Origin of the sequence: Streptomyces sp. BoleA5 (assembly GCF_000373665.1) — a bacterium.
Lineage (GTDB): Bacteria > Actinomycetota > Actinomycetes > Streptomycetales > Streptomycetaceae > Actinacidiphila.
In genome coordinates, this window is sequence record NZ_KB892123.1 from 1 (window position 1) to 16633 (window position 16633).

At 72.0% G+C, this 16633-nt stretch carries 14 protein-coding genes; 6 read left to right on the forward strand and 8 right to left on the reverse strand.

The features are described 5' to 3' along the window. The 4 genes from B085_RS0129495 to B085_RS0129510 form a co-directional block, all read right to left on the reverse strand. On the reverse strand, positions 1-408 hold the full coding sequence (locus B085_RS0129495) for a YciI family protein (protein WP_018560820.1): 408 nt from the start codon (positions 406-408) through the stop codon (positions 1-3). A 337-nt stretch (positions 409-745) separates the two neighbouring features. Beyond that, positions 746-1567, reverse strand: coding sequence for an MBL fold metallo-hydrolase (locus B085_RS0129500; RefSeq protein ID WP_018562206.1), 822 nt, complete (start codon positions 1565-1567; stop codon positions 746-748). 98 nt (positions 1568-1665) lie between these two features. Continuing rightward, entirely contained in the window at positions 1666-2541 is an 876-nt protein-coding gene (locus B085_RS0129505; RefSeq protein WP_018562207.1) for a glycosyltransferase family 2 protein, read from the reverse strand. Between the two features lie 541 nt (positions 2542-3082). After that, positions 3083-4411 carry an epoxide hydrolase family protein gene (locus B085_RS0129510; RefSeq protein WP_018562208.1) on the reverse strand — a complete coding sequence of 443 codons (1329 nt, stop codon included), beginning with the start codon at positions 4409-4411 and terminating at the stop codon, positions 3083-3085. 337 nt (positions 4412-4748) lie between these two features. Here B085_RS0129510 and B085_RS0129515 point away from each other — a divergent pair, with 337 nt between their 5' ends. The 3 genes from B085_RS0129515 (at position 4749) to B085_RS0129520 (ending at position 6964) form a co-directional block, all read left to right on the forward strand. After that, complete coding sequence (locus tag B085_RS0129515) at positions 4749-5186, forward strand: TIGR03618 family F420-dependent PPOX class oxidoreductase (RefSeq protein WP_026251575.1); 438 nt, start codon at positions 4749-4751, stop codon at positions 5184-5186. Then, positions 5098-5604, forward strand: a complete 507-nt coding sequence (locus tag B085_RS49635; protein WP_158689853.1) for an alpha/beta fold hydrolase — start codon at positions 5098-5100, stop codon at positions 5602-5604. The genes B085_RS0129515 and B085_RS49635 overlap by 89 nt, the downstream gene beginning before the upstream one ends. Positions 5605-6040: 436 nt before the next feature. After that, positions 6041-6964 carry an NAD-dependent protein deacetylase gene (locus B085_RS0129520; RefSeq protein WP_018562210.1) on the forward strand — a complete coding sequence of 308 codons (924 nt, stop codon included), beginning with the start codon at positions 6041-6043 and terminating at the stop codon, positions 6962-6964. 81 nt (positions 6965-7045) lie between these two features. Here B085_RS0129520 and B085_RS0129525 read toward each other — a convergent pair whose 3' ends face one another. Then, a complete protein-coding gene (locus B085_RS0129525; RefSeq protein ID WP_018562211.1) occupies positions 7046-10720 on the reverse strand; it encodes a S8 family peptidase in 3675 nt (1224 codons plus the stop codon). Between the two features lie 853 nt (positions 10721-11573). Here B085_RS0129525 and B085_RS51520 point away from each other — a divergent pair. After that, positions 11574-11696, forward strand: coding sequence for a hypothetical protein (locus B085_RS51520; protein WP_267881102.1), 123 nt, complete (start codon positions 11574-11576; stop codon positions 11694-11696). Positions 11697-11744: 48 nt separating this feature from the next. On the opposite strand, the gene B085_RS44185 is transcribed toward B085_RS51520, so the two are convergent. The 3 genes from B085_RS44185 to B085_RS0129545 are packed head-to-tail and all read right to left on the reverse strand — an operon-like array spanning position 11745 to position 14640. Then, complete coding sequence (locus tag B085_RS44185) at positions 11745-12338, reverse strand: hypothetical protein (protein ID WP_018562213.1); 594 nt, start codon at positions 12336-12338, stop codon at positions 11745-11747. Beyond that, positions 12335-13954 (reverse strand): sensor histidine kinase, encoded by a 1620-nt coding sequence (locus tag B085_RS0129540; protein ID WP_018562214.1) that lies wholly within the window; start codon positions 13952-13954, stop codon positions 12335-12337. The genes B085_RS44185 and B085_RS0129540 overlap by 4 nt, the downstream gene beginning before the upstream one ends. Beyond that, the gene (locus B085_RS0129545) at positions 13951-14640 is read right to left on the reverse strand and encodes a response regulator transcription factor (protein WP_026251577.1); all 690 of its coding nucleotides are present in this window, start codon (positions 14638-14640) and stop codon (positions 13951-13953) included. Before B085_RS0129545 ends, B085_RS0129540 begins: the two co-directional genes overlap by 4 nt. Before the next feature lie 194 nt (positions 14641-14834). Here B085_RS0129545 and B085_RS0129550 point away from each other — a divergent pair, with 194 nt between their 5' ends. Together B085_RS0129550 and cseB are read left to right on the forward strand one after the other, a co-directional pair. After that, positions 14835-15731 (forward strand): DUF3152 domain-containing protein, encoded by an 897-nt coding sequence (locus B085_RS0129550; RefSeq protein ID WP_018562216.1) that lies wholly within the window; start codon positions 14835-14837, stop codon positions 15729-15731. Positions 15732-15891: 160 nt separating this feature from the next. Next, positions 15892-16632, forward strand: a complete 741-nt coding sequence (gene cseB, locus B085_RS0129555; RefSeq protein WP_086020750.1) for a two-component system response regulator CseB — start codon at positions 15892-15894, stop codon at positions 16630-16632. Position 16633 lies beyond the last annotated feature (1 nt).

Genomic DNA, 16633 nt, shown 5'->3' on the forward strand with positions numbered 1-16633 from the left:
TCATTCGGTGGTGGTGGGTGGGGTGGTGAGGAGGGGGCGGAGTTCGAGCCATTCGTGGATGGGCTTGCCGCCGGCGCCGGGGGCGGCGGAGAGTTCTGCGGCGAGTTCGAGGGCGCGTGGGTGGGTGTCGACGTCGATGATCATCCAGCCGGCGATGAGGTCCTTGGTCTCGGCGAAGGGGCCGTCGGTGACGGGTGGGCGGCCTTCGCCGTCGTAGCGGACCCAGGTGCCTTCGGGGGCGAGGGCCTGGGCGTCGACGAACTCTCCGGTCTTCTCCAGTCGGGCGGCGAAGTCGTGCATGTACTGGATGTGGTCGGTGATCTCCTGGGGGGTCCACTGGTCCATGGGTGCGTCGTTCACCGCCGCCGGTGCGCCGCGGTAGTGCTTGAGCAGCAGGTACTTGGCCATCGTGGCTCTCCTTGGTGCCGGTGCGACCCCATTGTGGCCGCCTTCACCACGGGGACGGAGCCGGCCGCGGGTTCTCGACACCACCGCCCGAGTCTTTTCCGCGATTGCTCCGGGGCTCTCCCGGGCGGGCCCGTCCGACGCGGCCCGCCCCGTGGCGGCCCCTGGGGGACAGCGGAACAGGCCGTCGGCTGCCGCACTGCCCGTAGCGGCTCCGACCGGGTCGCCCAGGATGAAAGCGACCGGTCGTCTTATTCGGTCCGGCCGGTTCCGCTGCCCGGAGTGCAAGCTACCAGAGCTAAATGTGAGATTTAAAGTCAGACGCCTCCGTACCCGTCGGTCAGCGCACCGTGACCGAGTGGCTCAGGTCGATCCACTCGCCATTGCCCGCGGTGCGCAGGTGCCCGGCGAGGCCGGCGTCGTCGAAGGCCCGCTCGATGTCGGAGCGGGTCTCGCTGAAGTGCGCCCATCCGTCGCAGTGGGCGGCCACGACCACCGGCGACCCCAGGACCGAGGCGGCGGCGCCGGCCCGCTGCGCGGTGAGCGTCAGCGGCCGGCCGCGCATCTTCGACGGAACGCGCGCCGCGCCCACGAACAGGACGGCCACGTCCACGGGCGGCATGCGGCGGGCGATCTCCGCCACCACCGCGAGCGAGGCGTTGTCACCGCTGACGTAGACGGTGGGAAGCCCTTCCCCCGTCAGGACGAAGCCCGTGACCTCGCAGTTCACATGCCCCTGCTCGTCGCGCTCACCGTCGTCGGGCCCGTGCTGGGCGGGGACGGCGTGGACGGTGACGGTGCCCCCCGAGGGGCGGGTAAGCGTCACGCTCTCCCAGGCCGGCAGCCCCTGGGCCGGGGTGCCCAGGCGCCGCGCGGCCGCGGGGCCGGTCAGCACGAGGGGCGATGCGAGGGCGAAGGCGCGGCCCCGGGTGTCCAGGTTGTCGGGGTGCAGGTCGTGGCTGACGAGGACGGCGTCCACCGGACCGAGGGCGTCCTCGCCGACGGCGGGCCCCGCGGTCTTGGTGAGGTACCCGTGATCGCCCGGATCGTCGAACGTGGGGTCCGCCACCAGGCGCAGCCCCCCGATGTCGATCACCGTGGTGGGGCCCCCGAGGACGCTGACCGCACCGGGGCGGCGGGCGGAACTGACCCGATCGTTCATGACGCACCTTTCCTGTCGGGTGTGTGGCGGAGGGCCTGTCGCGGGCCCCCTGCGATCACATCACACGGAGCGGCCGGGCCCGGCCCGGGCACCGCGGCTCACACCACCGGAGGCCTGCCCAGGGCGGTCATCCGCGCGACAGTGCGCCACCGCATGGGGCGCCGCGCGCCGCACGGCGTGCGCACACCCTCCAGGAAACCGCCCCACCAGGCCCGGAGCCCCTCCGGCGAGGGCCGCCTGAGCACCGTGAGCACCGCCCACACCCCCAGGTACGCGGGGATCAAAGGGGCGGGCAGATGCCGCTTGGCCAGCCACACGCGGTTGCGCGCCACCATCCGGTAGAACACCGCATGCCGCGTCGGCGACGTCCACGGGTGCTGCAGCACCAGCTCCGGCGCGTACCGGATCCGCCAGCCCGCGTCCAGCGCCCGCCACGCCAGGTCCGTCTCCTCGTGGGCGTAGAAGAAGGCGTCCGGCCAGCCGCCGATCTCCTCCAGCATCCGCATCGACAACCCGTGCCCGCCGCCGAGGAACGTCGTCACCAGCCCTCCGCGCATCGGGTCCGACGCGACCAGCCGCGGCACATGGCGGCGCTGGGTCCGCCCGAGTTCGTCCGCGATCCGGAACGACACGATGCCCAGCCGCTCGTCCCCGCGGTACAGCTCGGCCATCCGCCGGAAGACGTCGGTCGCGACCAGCAGCCCGTCGTCGTCGAGGTCGACCACGAGGTCGACGTCCCCGTACTGGCGCAGTCGCTGCAGAGCGACGTTGCGACCGCCCGCCACCCCCAGGTTCTCCGGCAGTTCCACCCGGGTCACCCCGTCCGGCAGCGCCGGCAGCGGCGACCCGTTGCCCACCACGACGACCCGGGCTGCCGGCAGGTCCTGCGCGGCGACCGAGGCCAGCAGCGCGTCGAGTTCGGCGGGCCGGTCGCCCATGGTCAGGACGGCGACCCCGACGCGCAGGTGGCCCACGGGTGAACTCCGTTCGTCCGGCAGTGGTGTCCGCGATGCTAACCGGCACGGGCGTCCACGGCCGCGACCTCGCTCCCGCCGGGAGAGCCGTGCCCGCGCGGACGGTGGGCCCGCGGTGCGCCGGGCGATGGCGCGGCCGACGGCGCCGGGCGTGGTGCGGCCGTACCGGCCCCGACGCGAGCGCCGCCGTGCAGGCTGGACCATTTCCGTACACGGCGGGCGGACGGAACGGACGCGGTTCACCTCACCCGGGACGCATGTCGCCTTCAAGAGTTGATGGCCGATCAAGCTACTTGCCCGTATTTATGTTCAATGTTCTACTTGTTTGCCCGAGCAAGTTTTGCGGGTGTGGGGACGCCTTTTGCTCGGATCATGGGGACGCGGCCTCGCGGTGATGAGCCACCGCGAGGCCGCACATGGCCCGCCCGCCGCCGATCCGCCGGTGATGCCACGGGGCGTCGAGCGGCGTCCCGCCGAGGCGATCGCCGTGGTCGGGCCGGGACAGGGATCGAAGCGCTCGGACACGACCGCTTCCCCTCCGCTACTTGCCGGGTGCTCCGGGGTCGCGCAGGGCCGAGAACGCGGCACGCAGTTCCCGGGTGAAGATGTCGGGGACCTCCCAGGCCGCGAAGTGCCCGCCGCGAGGGGCCTTGTTGTAGTAGATGAGGTCGTGGTACGCGCTTTCGGCCCAGCTCAGCGGCGCCTGGTAGATCTCGCCGGGGAACACCGTGATGGCCGCGGGGACGGACACCGACACGGCGTTGAAGTTGTTGGCGTTGTTCTCCCAGTACAGGCGCGAGGAGGAGACCGCGGTGTTGGTCAGCCAGTAGAGGCTGACGTCGTCGAGGATCTCGTCCTTGGTGAGCACCCGCAGCGGGTCGCCGTCGCTGTCGGTCCAGGCGGCGATCTTGTCGTACATCCAGGCGGCCAGCCCGGCGGGGGAGTCCGTCAGCCCGTACCCCTCGGTCTGCGGGCGGGTGACCATCATCGCCGAGTAGCCGGACCCCGTCTTGTAGAAGGCGTTGAGCTTGTCGTACGCGGCCTTCTCGTCGGCGGACAGCCCGGCCGGGGCCGGGTCGCCGCAGGCGAGCTTCTTGGCGATGTCCGGCGGAACGGTGGCCGGCATGTTGACGTGGATGCCGATCAGCCCGGGGGGCTTCTGCGCCGCCATCTTGTCCGACACGACCGCGCCCCAGTCGCCGCCCTGGGAGACGTAACGCGTGTATCCCAGGCGCCGCATCAGCACGGCCCAGGCCCGGGCGATGCGGCTGGGGTTCCAGCCGGTGGTGGTGGGCCGCTCGGAGAAGCCGTAGCCGGGCATCGAGGGGATGACGAGGTGGAACGCGTCTCGCGCGCGGCCGCCGTGGGCGGTGGGGTTGGTGAGGGGGTCGATGACCTTCAGGAACTCCAGGACGGATCCCGGCCAGCCGTGGGTCAGGATCATCGGCAGGGCGTCCTTGTGGCGGGACCGGACGTGGATGAAGTGGATGTCGAGCCCGTCGATCCTGGTCTTGTACTGCGGAAGGGAGTTGAGCTTCGTCTCGATCCTCCGCCAGTCGTAGTCCTTGCCCCAGTAGCGCGCCAGCTTCTGCATCGTCGCCAGCTGTACGCCCTGGGACTGGTCGGGGACGGTCTCGCGGTCGGGCCAGCGTGTGGCGTTGACGCGCCGGAGGAGCTCGGCGACGTCCGCCTCCGGGATGTCGACGCGGAAGGGCCGGATGCCCGCGGCGTCCGCCGCCGCCTCCGTCTCCTTCGCCGCCCCCGGAGTCCGGGAGGCCAGGCCGAACGCCCCTGTGGTCGCCGCGGTCATCGCGGCGGCGGAGGAGAGCAGGATCTTTCGCCGAGAAAGCAGACTGGAAAAGTCGGGCATGGCAGATCTCCGGTCGTCCCGATTCCGGGGAGGGAAGTCTCGTTGGCGTGCGCGTCCCTCATCGGTGACTGCGGGGAACGCGGCACGGAATTGCCCTGACCCGGGGAGTGCGGGTGGCAGCCGATCCGATGGGCCGAGGTGAGGGCATTACGACGAGACGAGACGCTATGGGGCGTTGGATCACCCTGCAACTCGGGGACCAGTCCGGTGCTCTGCTCCCCGGACGCCGCCGGGTGCGCTCCGTGATGGCGTGTCATCGTGGTGCCGACAACACACGTCGTGGGCGCTCGCGGGGGTCGCCTCCGCGGCCCACGCCCGAGACCGGCAGGGGAACCGAGTGGCAACGTTGAACGACTTCGCGGAGCTCGCCCGCGCCGAGGAGGGCCTCGGTGCGGTGTCGACGCTCCGAGCCGACGGGAGCATCCAGTCCTCCGTGGTCAACCTCGGAGTCATGCGGCATCCGCTCGCCGACGCCGACGTGGTGGCGTTCGTGACCTACGGCAGGGTCAAGCTCGGCAACCTCAGGGAGCGCCCCCGGCTCGCCGTGTGCGTGCGCTCGGGGTGGAACTGGCTGACGGTGGAAGGGGACGCCGAGATCATCGGCCCCGACGACCCGCATCCGGCGCTCGACGCGGACGGCACGCGTCTGCTGCTCCGGCAGATCTTCACCGCGGCCGGCGGCACCCATGACGACTGGGACGAATACGACAGGGTCATGGCCGCCGACCGCCGGGCGGCCGTCATGGTGCGCCCCGAACGGGTCTACGGCGTCTGAGCGTGGTGCCGGGGGCAGCCCGCTCGGCCGCATCGGCGAGCCGGACGACGTCGCCGACGTCGTCCTCTTCCGCCCCTCTGGGACGGTCTGCTCGGCCGCATGGGCATCGACGGCCTGCCGCCCGAGGCCCGCGCCCTCGCCCGGCCCGACGCGGTCCCCCCGAAAACTGCTGCTGTCCTACTGGGACGAGCTGCTGACCACCCCGCCCGCGACGCTGGACGAGCGCAACGCCGGCCGGCTGGCGCGCATCGCGTCCCAGGGCACTCCGTACCACTACGTCACCGGCGCCGAGCCCGATCCGGAGTACCGCGCCTGGCTCTCCCGCGCCCTGCCCGACGTCACCATCAGCGTCCTGCCCGGCAGCGGCCACTTCCCGCACCTCGCCCATCCCGCGGAGGTCGCCCGCCTCCTGAGCTGAGGCGGCGGCGAAGCGGGAGCCGGCGAACCCGCCTGGGGCGCGAGTTCGGCGACGCGCAGAAGCCGTACGTCGACTCCCGCCTCGGCCGTGCCGGCGGCGACGGTCTCCGCGAGACGGTGGATGGTGCCCGGTAGGAGTAGGAGGCGACGGCGACGTCGGGCGTGTGGGGCATGCGGGATCCCTTTCGGTGCGGCACGCCTGAGGGCGGGGTCTCGGCGACGTGCGCTTCGCGGGGCCGGGAGGCCTTCACGAGAGCTGCGTGCGCGAGCAATGAAGTGCGGGATCCGGCGTCCGGGTATCGGGAACACGACCTGCCGCCCGGGCCGTACGGGCCCTTCGCCGTCCCGGTGCCGGTGGTGCAGGGGACCTACGGCGCGGGGACCGGGCGCACACAGGGCACAACGGGTGAGGAAGGGCCGTTGCGTACCCTTGCGGCATGCGCATGCGCCCCACTTTGAGCTGGACCCCCACCGAGGACCTCCCGCCGGGCACCACGGACCTGGGGCCCGTCGCCGACGCACTGGGCGGCGGCGGAGTGCTGGTGCTCACCGGCGCGGGCATCTCCACGGAGTCGGGCATCCCCGACTACCGGGGCGAGGGCGGGAGCCTGAGCCGGCACACCCCGATGACCTACCAGGACTTCGTCGGCAGTGCCCAGGCCCGGCGGCGGTACTGGGCACGCAGCCACCTCGGGTGGCGCACCTTCGGCCGCGCCCGCCCCAACGCCGGGCACCGGGCGGTGGCCGCGTTCGGACGGCACGGCCTGCTCACGGGAGTGATCACCCAGAACGTCGACGGCCTGCACCAGGCCGCCGGCAGCGAGGGCGTCGTCGAACTCCACGGAAGCCTCGGCCGCGTCGTCTGCCTCTCCTGCGGTGACTTCAGTCCGCGCGGGGAACTCGCCCGGCGGCTGGAGGAGGCCAACGCGGGCTTCGAGCCGGTGGCGGCGGGCATCAACCCGGACGGCGACGCCGACCTCACCGACGACCAGGTCGGGGACTTCCACGTCGTGCCCTGCACGGTCTGCGGCGGCGTGCTCAAGCCGGACGTGGTGTTCTTCGGCGAATCCGTACCGCCCCGGCGGGTCGAGCACTGCCGCGATCTGGTCCGGGGAGCGGCCGCGCTGCTGGTCCTGGGCTCCTCGCTGACGGTGATGTCCGGGCTGCGGTTCGTCCGTCAGGCCGCCGAGGCGGGCAAGCCGGTACTGATCGTCAACCGGGACGCGACCCGCGGCGACCGCCACGCCCTCACCCGGGTCGCGCTCCCGCTGGGAACCGCCCTCTCCTGCGTGGCGGAACGGCTGGACATCCCCGTCGGCGGACCGCTCGACGGCCGGGAAGCGGCTCCGGCGAGCCTGTGACGGCGGCCGGTCCGTCCGCGGTGGACGTACCACCGCGGACGGACCGGCCTGCTTGTCGCGGGTCCCGGCAACGGCCGCGCCTCAGCGCAGGCCGAAGGCCCGGATCACGGTTTGCTTCACCGAGTTGCCCGCATCGTCCTTCGCGCTCGCCCGCAGCGACACGAAGGACGCCTTGCCCGGGGCGTCCAGGCGGAACCGCCCGTCACTGCCGCGGGCGGCCTTGTGCCACGTCCGGCCGTCGTCGTAGGACAGCTCCAGGCCGACCGCGCCGATCTTGCCGGCAAGACTGGCGCCCGACAGGTGCGCGGCGGTGACGGAGAGGCCGTCGTGCCGCCCGGCACGCCCCGCCGCGTCGGTACCGATCCGGTAGTCGAGCTGCACCAGCGGCAGCACCACGGTGACGGCGTCGGTCGGCTTCGCCGACGTGAAGTCCCACTCGGTGCGGGTGCGGGAGGAGTACGGGGTGTAGGGCACGTCGCGCTCACCGGTGACGACCAGCTTGTACGGCAGTTTGCGGGCGCTGGGGGCGTCGCCCCAGACGGTCGTGAAGCTCCCCTGGCCCAGCTGCCGGGTGCCCTGGTACAGGGTCTGCTGCTGGGTTCCGGCCGGGTCCTGGTTCCATCCGACGTGGTCCCGGGTGCCCCAGGCCGGGATGTCGATGTACAGCTGGTCGCCGTTGCGGCTGGGCGGCAGGTTGTTGAAGAAGGTGTCGTTCAGGAAGGGGCGCTGGATCGGCTTGAACCACTCCTCGGACTGCCTGCTGCCGGCGCGGTAGGCGGCCTTGGCTCCCTCCTCGAAGCCCAGGTACTGGACGTATGCCTGCTGGTGCCAGCTGACGCCGGTGGTGGACACCCAGTCGGTCCGCTTCCCGTTCGCGGGCTCCGGCATGAGGGGGCCGGAGGACCAGTCGACGCCGTCGAGCCACTCGAAGCGGAACTCGCCGGCGGCCACGTCGTGCTTCGGGCTCGCGAAGTCGACGTCGATCCGGGCCAGGTTCTTGGTGTCGCCCTTGACCGCCATCTTCGAGGGGATCTCGTTGTGCCAGGCGTGCGCGAGGTCGTACACGTACGGGCTCGCCGTCTCGGAGTCCACGGTGACCTTGGCAGCGCCACCCTTGACCTGCCGGATGAGCTCCTCGCCCGCTTCGGTACCGAGGAGGCCGACGTCGAGCGGGATGGGCCGCTCGCCCAGCGGCGCGTAGGAGCGCAGTGGGCGGCCGTAGCCGCTCTCCACGACCAGCATGAGCTTCGCGCCCGCGGCGATCGCGTTGGCCGCCTGGTCGAATTCGTTGACACCGTCGTCGCTGTGGCGGACCACCACGGCCTTGCCGCGTGCGTCGAGGCCGGCGAATTCCGTGCTCGACCCCTGGCCGGCGAAGACCAGCGGCAGCTTGTAGGTGCCTGTGGCCAGCGGGGTGATGCCCTCCTGGCGCAGGATGCCGGTGAACTCGGTCGTGCGGGTGGAGACGGACAGCGCCGGCTTCTCGCCACGCCACCGGGCGGTCAGCCGGAAGTCCCCGTGGGTCACCTTGTGGGTGGTGGGCTGCGCCCAGATGCTGTCGTAGTACACGCTGTCGGCCGACAGACCCGACCTGACGCCGTTCATGACACGGTTGTAGCCCAGCTTCTGGAACGTCACGTCGCTGCGCTGCGGGGTGGTCATGTCGATGCGCTCGGCCTTGGTGGCGTCGAACGTGACCGTGGTGTCACGGTCCACCATGACGTCGGGGTCACCGAGCAGGGCCAGGCCCCTGGAGTGCGGACCGCCGATGCCCTGGACCTCCTGGAAGGAGAGCACCGAGTACACGTCGTCGGGCACGAGGAACTCCCCGGTGCCGGAGGGGCCGACGCCGATCAGGACGGGGTCCTTGTCGCCCGCCCTGAGCAACCAGACGTCGCCGAACGTGGGATCGCCCTCGGAGTCCTTGAACGTCAGCGTCAGCGTGTGCATCGTGGCGAAGCCGAGGGAGACGGCGGTGTGCGCCACGGCCCTGCCCGCCGAGTCCGTCGCGAGCACCTGGCCCGAGTAGTGGTTCTCGGCGGTGCCCGCGGAGCCGTCGATCGCCACCGTGACCTCGGCGGTGCCGTGCGCCGGAACGACGACGCGGGAGGCCGACAGAAGGAACATCCCCGCCGGCGCCTGCGGCGCGTCGACGGACAGCGTGAGCGCGACCGGCGCGTCGGTGATGTTGGTGTAGGTCACCGGACGCCGGAGGGCGCCTTCGTCCTCGTCCTGGGCGGCGTAGGCGGTCGCCGAGGCGAAGACTCCGGCGGTCGCCGCCGCCGCGACGTCGAGCCGGCCGCTGCCGGCCTCGAAGGCGTCATACGCCGGGGTCTGCCGGGAGCTGCTTGCCAGCAGATCCTTCAACTGGCTGCCGGTGAGCTCCGGGTGGGCCGCCGCGAGCAGGGCGGCGGCGCCCGCGACGTGCGGGGTGGCCATCGACGTGCCGCTCATCGACTGGTAGGAGCCCTGGTCGTTGCCCACGAACCGGGAGTTGGCAGCGAGGATGTCGACGCCGGGGGCGGTGATCTCCGGCTTCAGCGCACCGTCGATGCGGGGGCCCCTGCTGGAGAAGGGGGCCAGCGCGTCGTCGGAGTCGACCGCGCCCACGGTCAGTGCCGAAGCGGCTGTACCCGGTGTGGAGATGCTGTCCGGTACGCCCGCGTTGCCGGCGGCGACCACGAACAGCGCGCCGGTCTGGGCGCTCAGCCGGTCCACGGCCAGGCTCATCGGGTCGGTTCCGTCGGAGACCCCGGCACCGAGGCTCATGTTGATGATCTTGGCGTGCTGGTCGACGGCCGCCCACTCCATGCCGGCCAGGGCGAAGGAGATCTGTCCGCTGCCGGTTCGGTCGAGCACCTTGCCGATTCGCAGCCGGGCGCCCGGAGCGACGCCCTTCTCCTTGCCGCCGGAGGCCGCACCGGTGCCGGCGATGATCGACGCGACGTGGGTGCCGTGTCCGGCGCGGTCGTCGGTGTCGTCCTCCTCCGGCACGAAGTTCTGCCGGGTCACGATGCGGTCCGCCAGGTCCGGGTGGCCCGCGTCGACACCGGAATCGAGGACGGCGACGTCCACGCCCTGCCCGGTGTCGCCGCCCTGCCAGACCTGCGGGGCACCGATCTGCGCGGTGCTGTCGGCGAGATCGGCGTGGATGGGGGCGTCGAGCCAGATGTGCGAGATCCCGGCACCGAAGGACGGCTTGGCGTCCTTCGTGCGGGCGCCGTCGTCGGTCGCCGCCCCGGCGACGGACTGCCAGAAGTCGTCCGCGCGGGAGCGGTCCGCGCTCAGGGCGGCACCCTGGATGCTGTCGAGGCTCCGCACCCGCTTCGCGCCCTCGGGCACCGCGGACGCGTGACGGGCGGCACCGGCCTGCGTGTAGGAGACGATCAGCGGCAGCCGGTCGCGGTGCGCGTCGTCGTACCCGTCCGCGATCAGGTCCGTGATGTTGAACAGCTGCCGGTCCAGGGTGCCCTGGGCCAGGAAGGGCAGGACGGACTCGGGGTAGACGTACAGGTCGTCGTTCGACGTCAGGATGCGCGTCCGCGCCGGCAGTCCGTCCGCGCCACGGACGGTGACGGTGCCGCCGGACGGGCCCTCACCGCGCGCGACCTGACTGGTCGTCACAACGTCACCGGTGATCAGTGTGACGGTGTGGGTGCCGGCGGGCACACGGTCCGCGGCGGACGAGTGCGCGGGAGCGGGAACTCCGGAAGGGGCGGCGGCCTGAGCCGTGATGGGGCTCGTCAGTGCGAGCACGGAAGCTCCGGCGATGGCCGGCACGCTCCAGCGCCTGTGGTGTCTCTTCAAGGTGTCCCCGGGTAGGGTCCGGGCAGAGGACGATCACCCTCCGCCGTACAAGGGCGCCAACCGCGGCGGGTTGGAAGCACCTGGGCTGGGTGATCATATGCACGTCTGGATTCGCTGTGAAGAGTGGTGCTTCTCCGTTGTGAACCATGTGGCGACGATGTGGCGCACCCCGGAGCGCCGACGGCGGCGGGACCGTCGCTCCGCCGTGGGCCGGACGAGACCCCGGCGTGGCACAGTCCGGGCAGCAACGGCCTTACTTGTACGGTCGGTTGGCGCCCTTCTCCGGTGGCCTCCGCGGTGCGATCCGGGAGAGCCGTCGACCGGCGAGAGGCTGTCAGGGTTGTCGTGCCGGGGTGTGAGCCATGTGACACTGTTCGTGTGCAGCCACAGCGCCTGTCCCTCGACCCCTTGAGTGGCACCGCGGTTCCGGACCGCCGAACAGCGCAGGATCTGGGAGGAGGGCGGCTTTCTGGGGAGTGAGGCGCAGGAGCAGTCGGACTCGACGGGCCCGGCAGATCCGGTGGATCCCCGCCACCGTGAACGCCGTCCGGCGTCGCCGGAACGGAGCGCCGGCTGCGCGCGGGCTACGAGACGCACGGGGCCGGCGAACTCTCCGACTCCGTCGCCGAGCGCCACATCGACAACAGCTTCTCCCCGCGACAGCGAGCAGCACTCCTGGGGGTCGTGGGCGCCGCGCGGGGTGTCGAGTACCGCGGGGTCGTGACGGACCGCGCGGGCCGATCGGGGGAGGCCTTCTCCGTGGCCACGGTCTACGGTGGCCCTTCCGAAGGTGCGGACCCTCGTGTTCGACCCGCGAACCGGCACGTTGCTGTCGTACGACGAGCAACTGACGAGCGACGCCGGCGCCCTGAACGTGAGGGTCCGAGCCGTCGTCCTCTACATCGACTACCTCGAGGGCGGGTGACGAAGCCGGCGGCCGCACGGTCGCCGCCGCCCGCCGAGGCCGTCCGGGCTACCTGGCGGCCTCGGGGCACGAGCCGGCCGTCTGCGCCCTCGACCAGCCGTTCCCCACCGCGTGCACGGTGCGTGCCGGGGAGCCCGGGTCGGTGGCCGGCGGTGGCTCGGAGGAGCCTCCCGTGCCGCCGATCACGGCCGTCGAGGGCAGCGCGGCAAGCGTGACGTCGACACCGGACACCGTGCACGCCAACTGCAGCATGGCCGTGTGGCTGAACGGCGTGGCTTCCTCCGGGAGCAGGACGTAGACGGCGCTGCCGGACTTCGCCTTGACCTGCGGTCCGATCTTCAGAAGGGGCAGTTCCGTGGTGACGGTCGCTCTCTCGTCCACGTTCGGCCCGGCGAACAGCATGCGGACGGCGTCCTGAACGCTCGCGGGGGCGGTCGCCTTGCGCGCGTAGGCCCTCAGCCTGCCGTCCTCCAGGAAATAGAGGGAGACGAGGGTGGGCCTCGCGCTCCGCGGGGCGGGGGAGGACATACCGGTCGCCGCCTCGCCGGCCTCGATGACGCCGGACGGGGGGACCCCGCAGGCCGTCAGCGCGAGCGCGGCCGTGAGGCCGGTGACGAGTGCCGCGAGGCGCGTGCGCTTCACCGGGCACCCGCGCCGGCGTCGTCGTCGGCGGGCCTGCCGTCGGGCGCGGAGTCGCGGTGCAGGGGGAGTTCGACGGTGAACGCCGCGCCGCCCCAGGGCAGGTTGGCGGCACTGACCCTGCCGCCGTGCAGGTGCACGTTCTCCGCCGTGATGGCCAGGCCCAGCCCGCTGCTCGCGCTCCTGGCCCGCGTGCTGTTCGCCTTGTAGAAGCGTTCGAAGATGTGCGGCATGGCTTCCTCGGCGATCCCCGGTCCGTTGTCGGTCACTTCGATGACGGCCCACGCCGCGCCCGCGGGACCCTCCCGTACGCTCATGGCCAGCCGCACCGGCGGCTCCCCGTGCCGCAGCGCGTTGCCCACCAGGTTGGCGAGCACCACGTCGAGCCGCCGTGGATCCACCCGGGCCCGGAGCACGCCGGGCGGGGGCAGACGCGTCTCCACCCGGCCCTGCCACCCCCGGGCGGCGAGGGTGTGCTGTGCGAAGTCGGCCAGGTCGATCTCGTCCAGGTTGAGTTCCGCCGCGCCCGCGTCGAAGCGGGAGATCTCCATCAGGTCGTTCACCAGCACGCTCAGGCGGCTGGTCCCCTCGCTGATCAGCCGCAGCGCCTCTCCGGTCTCCCGGTCCAGGCGCAGCGCGTTCTCGTCCAGCACGTCGGTGACCGCGGACATCGCGGCCAGGGGAGTCCGCAGTTCGTGGGAGACGTCCGCGACGAAGCGGCGTGCCTGCGCCTCCATGCGGCGCAGTTCCGCGACCGACCGCTCCAGTTCGGCCGCGGTGTGGTTGAACGACTGTGAGAGGTCGGCCAGTTCGTCGGATCCGTTGACGGTCAGCCGTACGTCGAGGTGTCCTTCGGCCATCAGGCGCGTCGCCCCGCGCAACGCCCGTACGGGACGGAGCACACCGCTCGCGGCCAGCAGCGCCAGGACGACGGCGAGGCCCAGTGCCACCAGGGTGGCGTGCTCGATGGCGCTGACCATCGCCTGGACGTAGGCCTGTTCGGTGTCCTGCGGCACGACCAGGTACATCACGAGCCCGGAGAGCCTGGACTCCGTGCCCTCGCCGTCGGTGTAGGTGACCGGCATGCCGACGACGAGCCAGGGGCGCCCGTTGTCGTCGACGCGCTGGAACACCGCGGCGCGCTTCGTCGCGACGGAGCGGCGCAGTTCCGGCGTGATCTTGTCGAAGTCCGCGCTCGGTGCGGAGGCGCGGAGGTCGCCGTAGGTGGCCAGTACCCGCCACCCCTGGGACTGGTTGGCGCGCAGCACGTGGTTCACCGCGACCTCCAGGTCCGACTGGTCCGGCTGCAGGGGGGTGTTGACGGCCAGGTCGTTGACGCCTGCCCGGAACTGCCGGATGACGGTGTCCTGGCTCTGCTGCAGCACCCCCCTGCGCGCCTCCCGGAAGGTGACGGCTCCGGTGCTGAGGGCGCCGGCCATGGTCACCAGGACGAACGCCACGACCAGGCGTGAGCGCAGCCCCCGCAGCGGAAGAGGGACCTTCGCCAGGGCCTTCCGGTGGAAGCGCGTCCACCTCGGCCCCCGGACGCCGGCGGTCGTCGCGGCGGCCTCCCGGTCCCGGACGGCCCGGTGCGCCCGTGCGGATTCCCGGCGGCTCACGCGGTGCCGAAGCGGTAACCGAAGCCGCGTACGGTCTGGATGTACCGGGGGGCGCCGCCCAGTTCACCGAGCTTGCCGCGCAGCCGCTTCACACAGGCGTCCACGAGCCGTATGTCGCCGTAGTAGCTGTGCTCCCAGACCGCTTCCAGGAGTTGCTGGCGGCTGAAGACCTGTCCGGGCGAGGCCGACAGGGTCAGCAGCAGCCGCAGTTCGGAGGGGGCGAGCGCGACGGGTTCACCGCGGTGTGTCACCACGAGCCCGGCCCGGTCGACGACCAGCTCCCCGTGCGACTCGGCCCTGGGCCGGAGGGTGTCGGAGACCGACGCGTCCTGCCGGCGCAGCACGGCGCGTATGCGGGCGTCGAGTACGCGGGCCTGCACCGGCTTGACCACGTAGTCGTCCGCCCCGGCCTCGAGGCCCACGACCACGTCGATGTCGTCGCCCTTGGCGGTGACCATGATGATCGGCACCTGGTCGCGCTCCCGTATGCGCCGGCACACGTCGAGGCCGGAGATCCCCGGGAGCATCAGGTCGAGCACGACGACGTCCGGACGGAAGGGGCGGAGCTGTTCCAGTCCCTCCTCGCCCGTTCCGGCGGCGAAGACGTCGTGCCCCTGGTGCCGCAGCCCCAACTGGACGGCCCTACGGACATCTGGGTCGTCTTCGACAATCAGGACTCGTGGCACCTCGCCAGTTTAAGCAGATCCCGATCGGCGCCCGTCCCGGGAAAGGGCAGCTCACGGGAGCTGTTACAGAAGGGTCATACCCGCGATGCGAGGTGGCCCTTCCGAGCGGCCGGGGGTCCCGGGCGAGCGCTCGTTATCGTTTCGTGATGGGCCGGGCTCATGGCGATCATCTCGGATGACCAGGTTGAGCTGCCATGGATTCATCCCACCGTGCCGGACGCCACCGCACCTCGCGCGGCCACCGCACCTCGCGCGGCCACCGCACCTCGCGCCGCCGGCGGCGCCGTCCGCGCCGCCGGGTCAGGGGCTATCTGGTCGCCACGCTGGTGGTCGGCGGACTGCTCGGCTCCGCCGCGTTCTTCCTGGACGACGGGCCCGGCGACGCCTCGGGCGGTGCGCGGCGGCCGCGGAGCGTGGTGAAGGTCACGCCCACTCCCTCCCGTCCTCCCACACCCACACCGACGCCCACTCCGAGCACGAAGCCGAAGCCGAAGCCGACCCCCACCGAGATCGACGTGCCCGCGACGGGCAGCGGCACGTTCGTCACCGCGCGTGCCGGCGGAGACAAGGTAGGGCGCGGACCGCGGCCGCTCCGCTACCTGGTGAGGGTCGAGACCGGCCTCGACGTCTCGCCGGCCCAGGCGGCCGAGGAGATCGCCGACATCCTCGCCGCCCCCCGCGGCTGGACCCACAACCCGGCCTACGCGTTCCGGTTGGTCGGCGCGGGACAGCCCGCCGACCTCACCGTGAGCATCGCGACACCGGGCACGGCCGACGCACTGTGCTGGGCGGGCATCAAGCAGGACACCCGGGGCGAGTACAACTGCGAGGTCCCCGGCGGGGTCGTGGTCAACCTCAAGCGGTGGGTCGAGGGATCGCCCACGTTCGAAGGGCCGATCCACGACTACCGGGCGCTGATCATCAACCACGAGATGGGGCACTTCCTGCAGTACACGCACACGACGTGCGCGGGCCCCGGGCAACTGGCCCCCGTGATGATGCAGCAGATCAAGGGCCTGCACGGGTGCGTCTCCAACGCCTGGCCGTACGACAGGAACGGTCGCTTCGTCACCGGGCCGCATGTGCCGTGAACCCTGGGGCCTCTGAGCGTGGTGGGGCGGCTGTGACGTGAAACCTCCGCTGATACACGGTTGACGCACGGCCGAGCGCCGGCGGATGCCCGGCGCGGATCCGCCTCGCGCATCATGGAGAGCCTGTACCTGCGTCCGATGGGAAGAGATGTCGGTTTCCATGACAGAGGCGGCGGCCGCCCCGCCGCCCGTGGCGGTCCTGCTCGTCGAGGACGACGAGGTGATCCGCCGGTCGGTCTCCATGGCGCTGGAACGCTACGGCTACCGCGTCACCTCGGCCGCGGACGGCCTGACCGGCCTCGAACTGTTCCGGGAGGGCGGCCACGACCTGCTGCTGCTGGACGTGATGCTGCCGGGCCTGGACGGGATAGGGCTGTGCCGCAGGGTCCGGGAGACCAGCATGGACCCGATCCTGATGATGTCCGCGCGGGGCGACGCCCTGGACGTGGTCTCCGGCCTGGAGGCGGGCGCCGACGACTACGTGGTCAAACCCGTGGACACCGCGGTGCTCGTGGCCCGGATCCGGTCCCTGCTGCGGCGGGCGACCTTCACCCCCGTCGCTCCCGCGCCGTCGGACCCGCCCCCCGCGGGACCGCAGGCCCGGCCGCAGGACCCCGGGCGGCTCGTCTTCGGTGACCTGGAGATCGACACCGCGGGTCTGGAGGTGTCCCGGGCCGGCACACCGGTCGCGCTCGCCCCCACCGAACTGCGGCTGCTCCTGGAGTTCGCCGCGAACCCCGGTGTCGTGCTGGACCGGAACACCCTGCTGCGCAACGTGTGGGACTACGGCTGGGACGGCGACAGCCGCGTGGTCGACCTGTGCGTGCAGCGGCTGCGGAAGAAGGTCGGCGCCGAACGCATCGAGACCGTCCGCGGTTTCGGCTACAAGTTGCGGCGCTGAG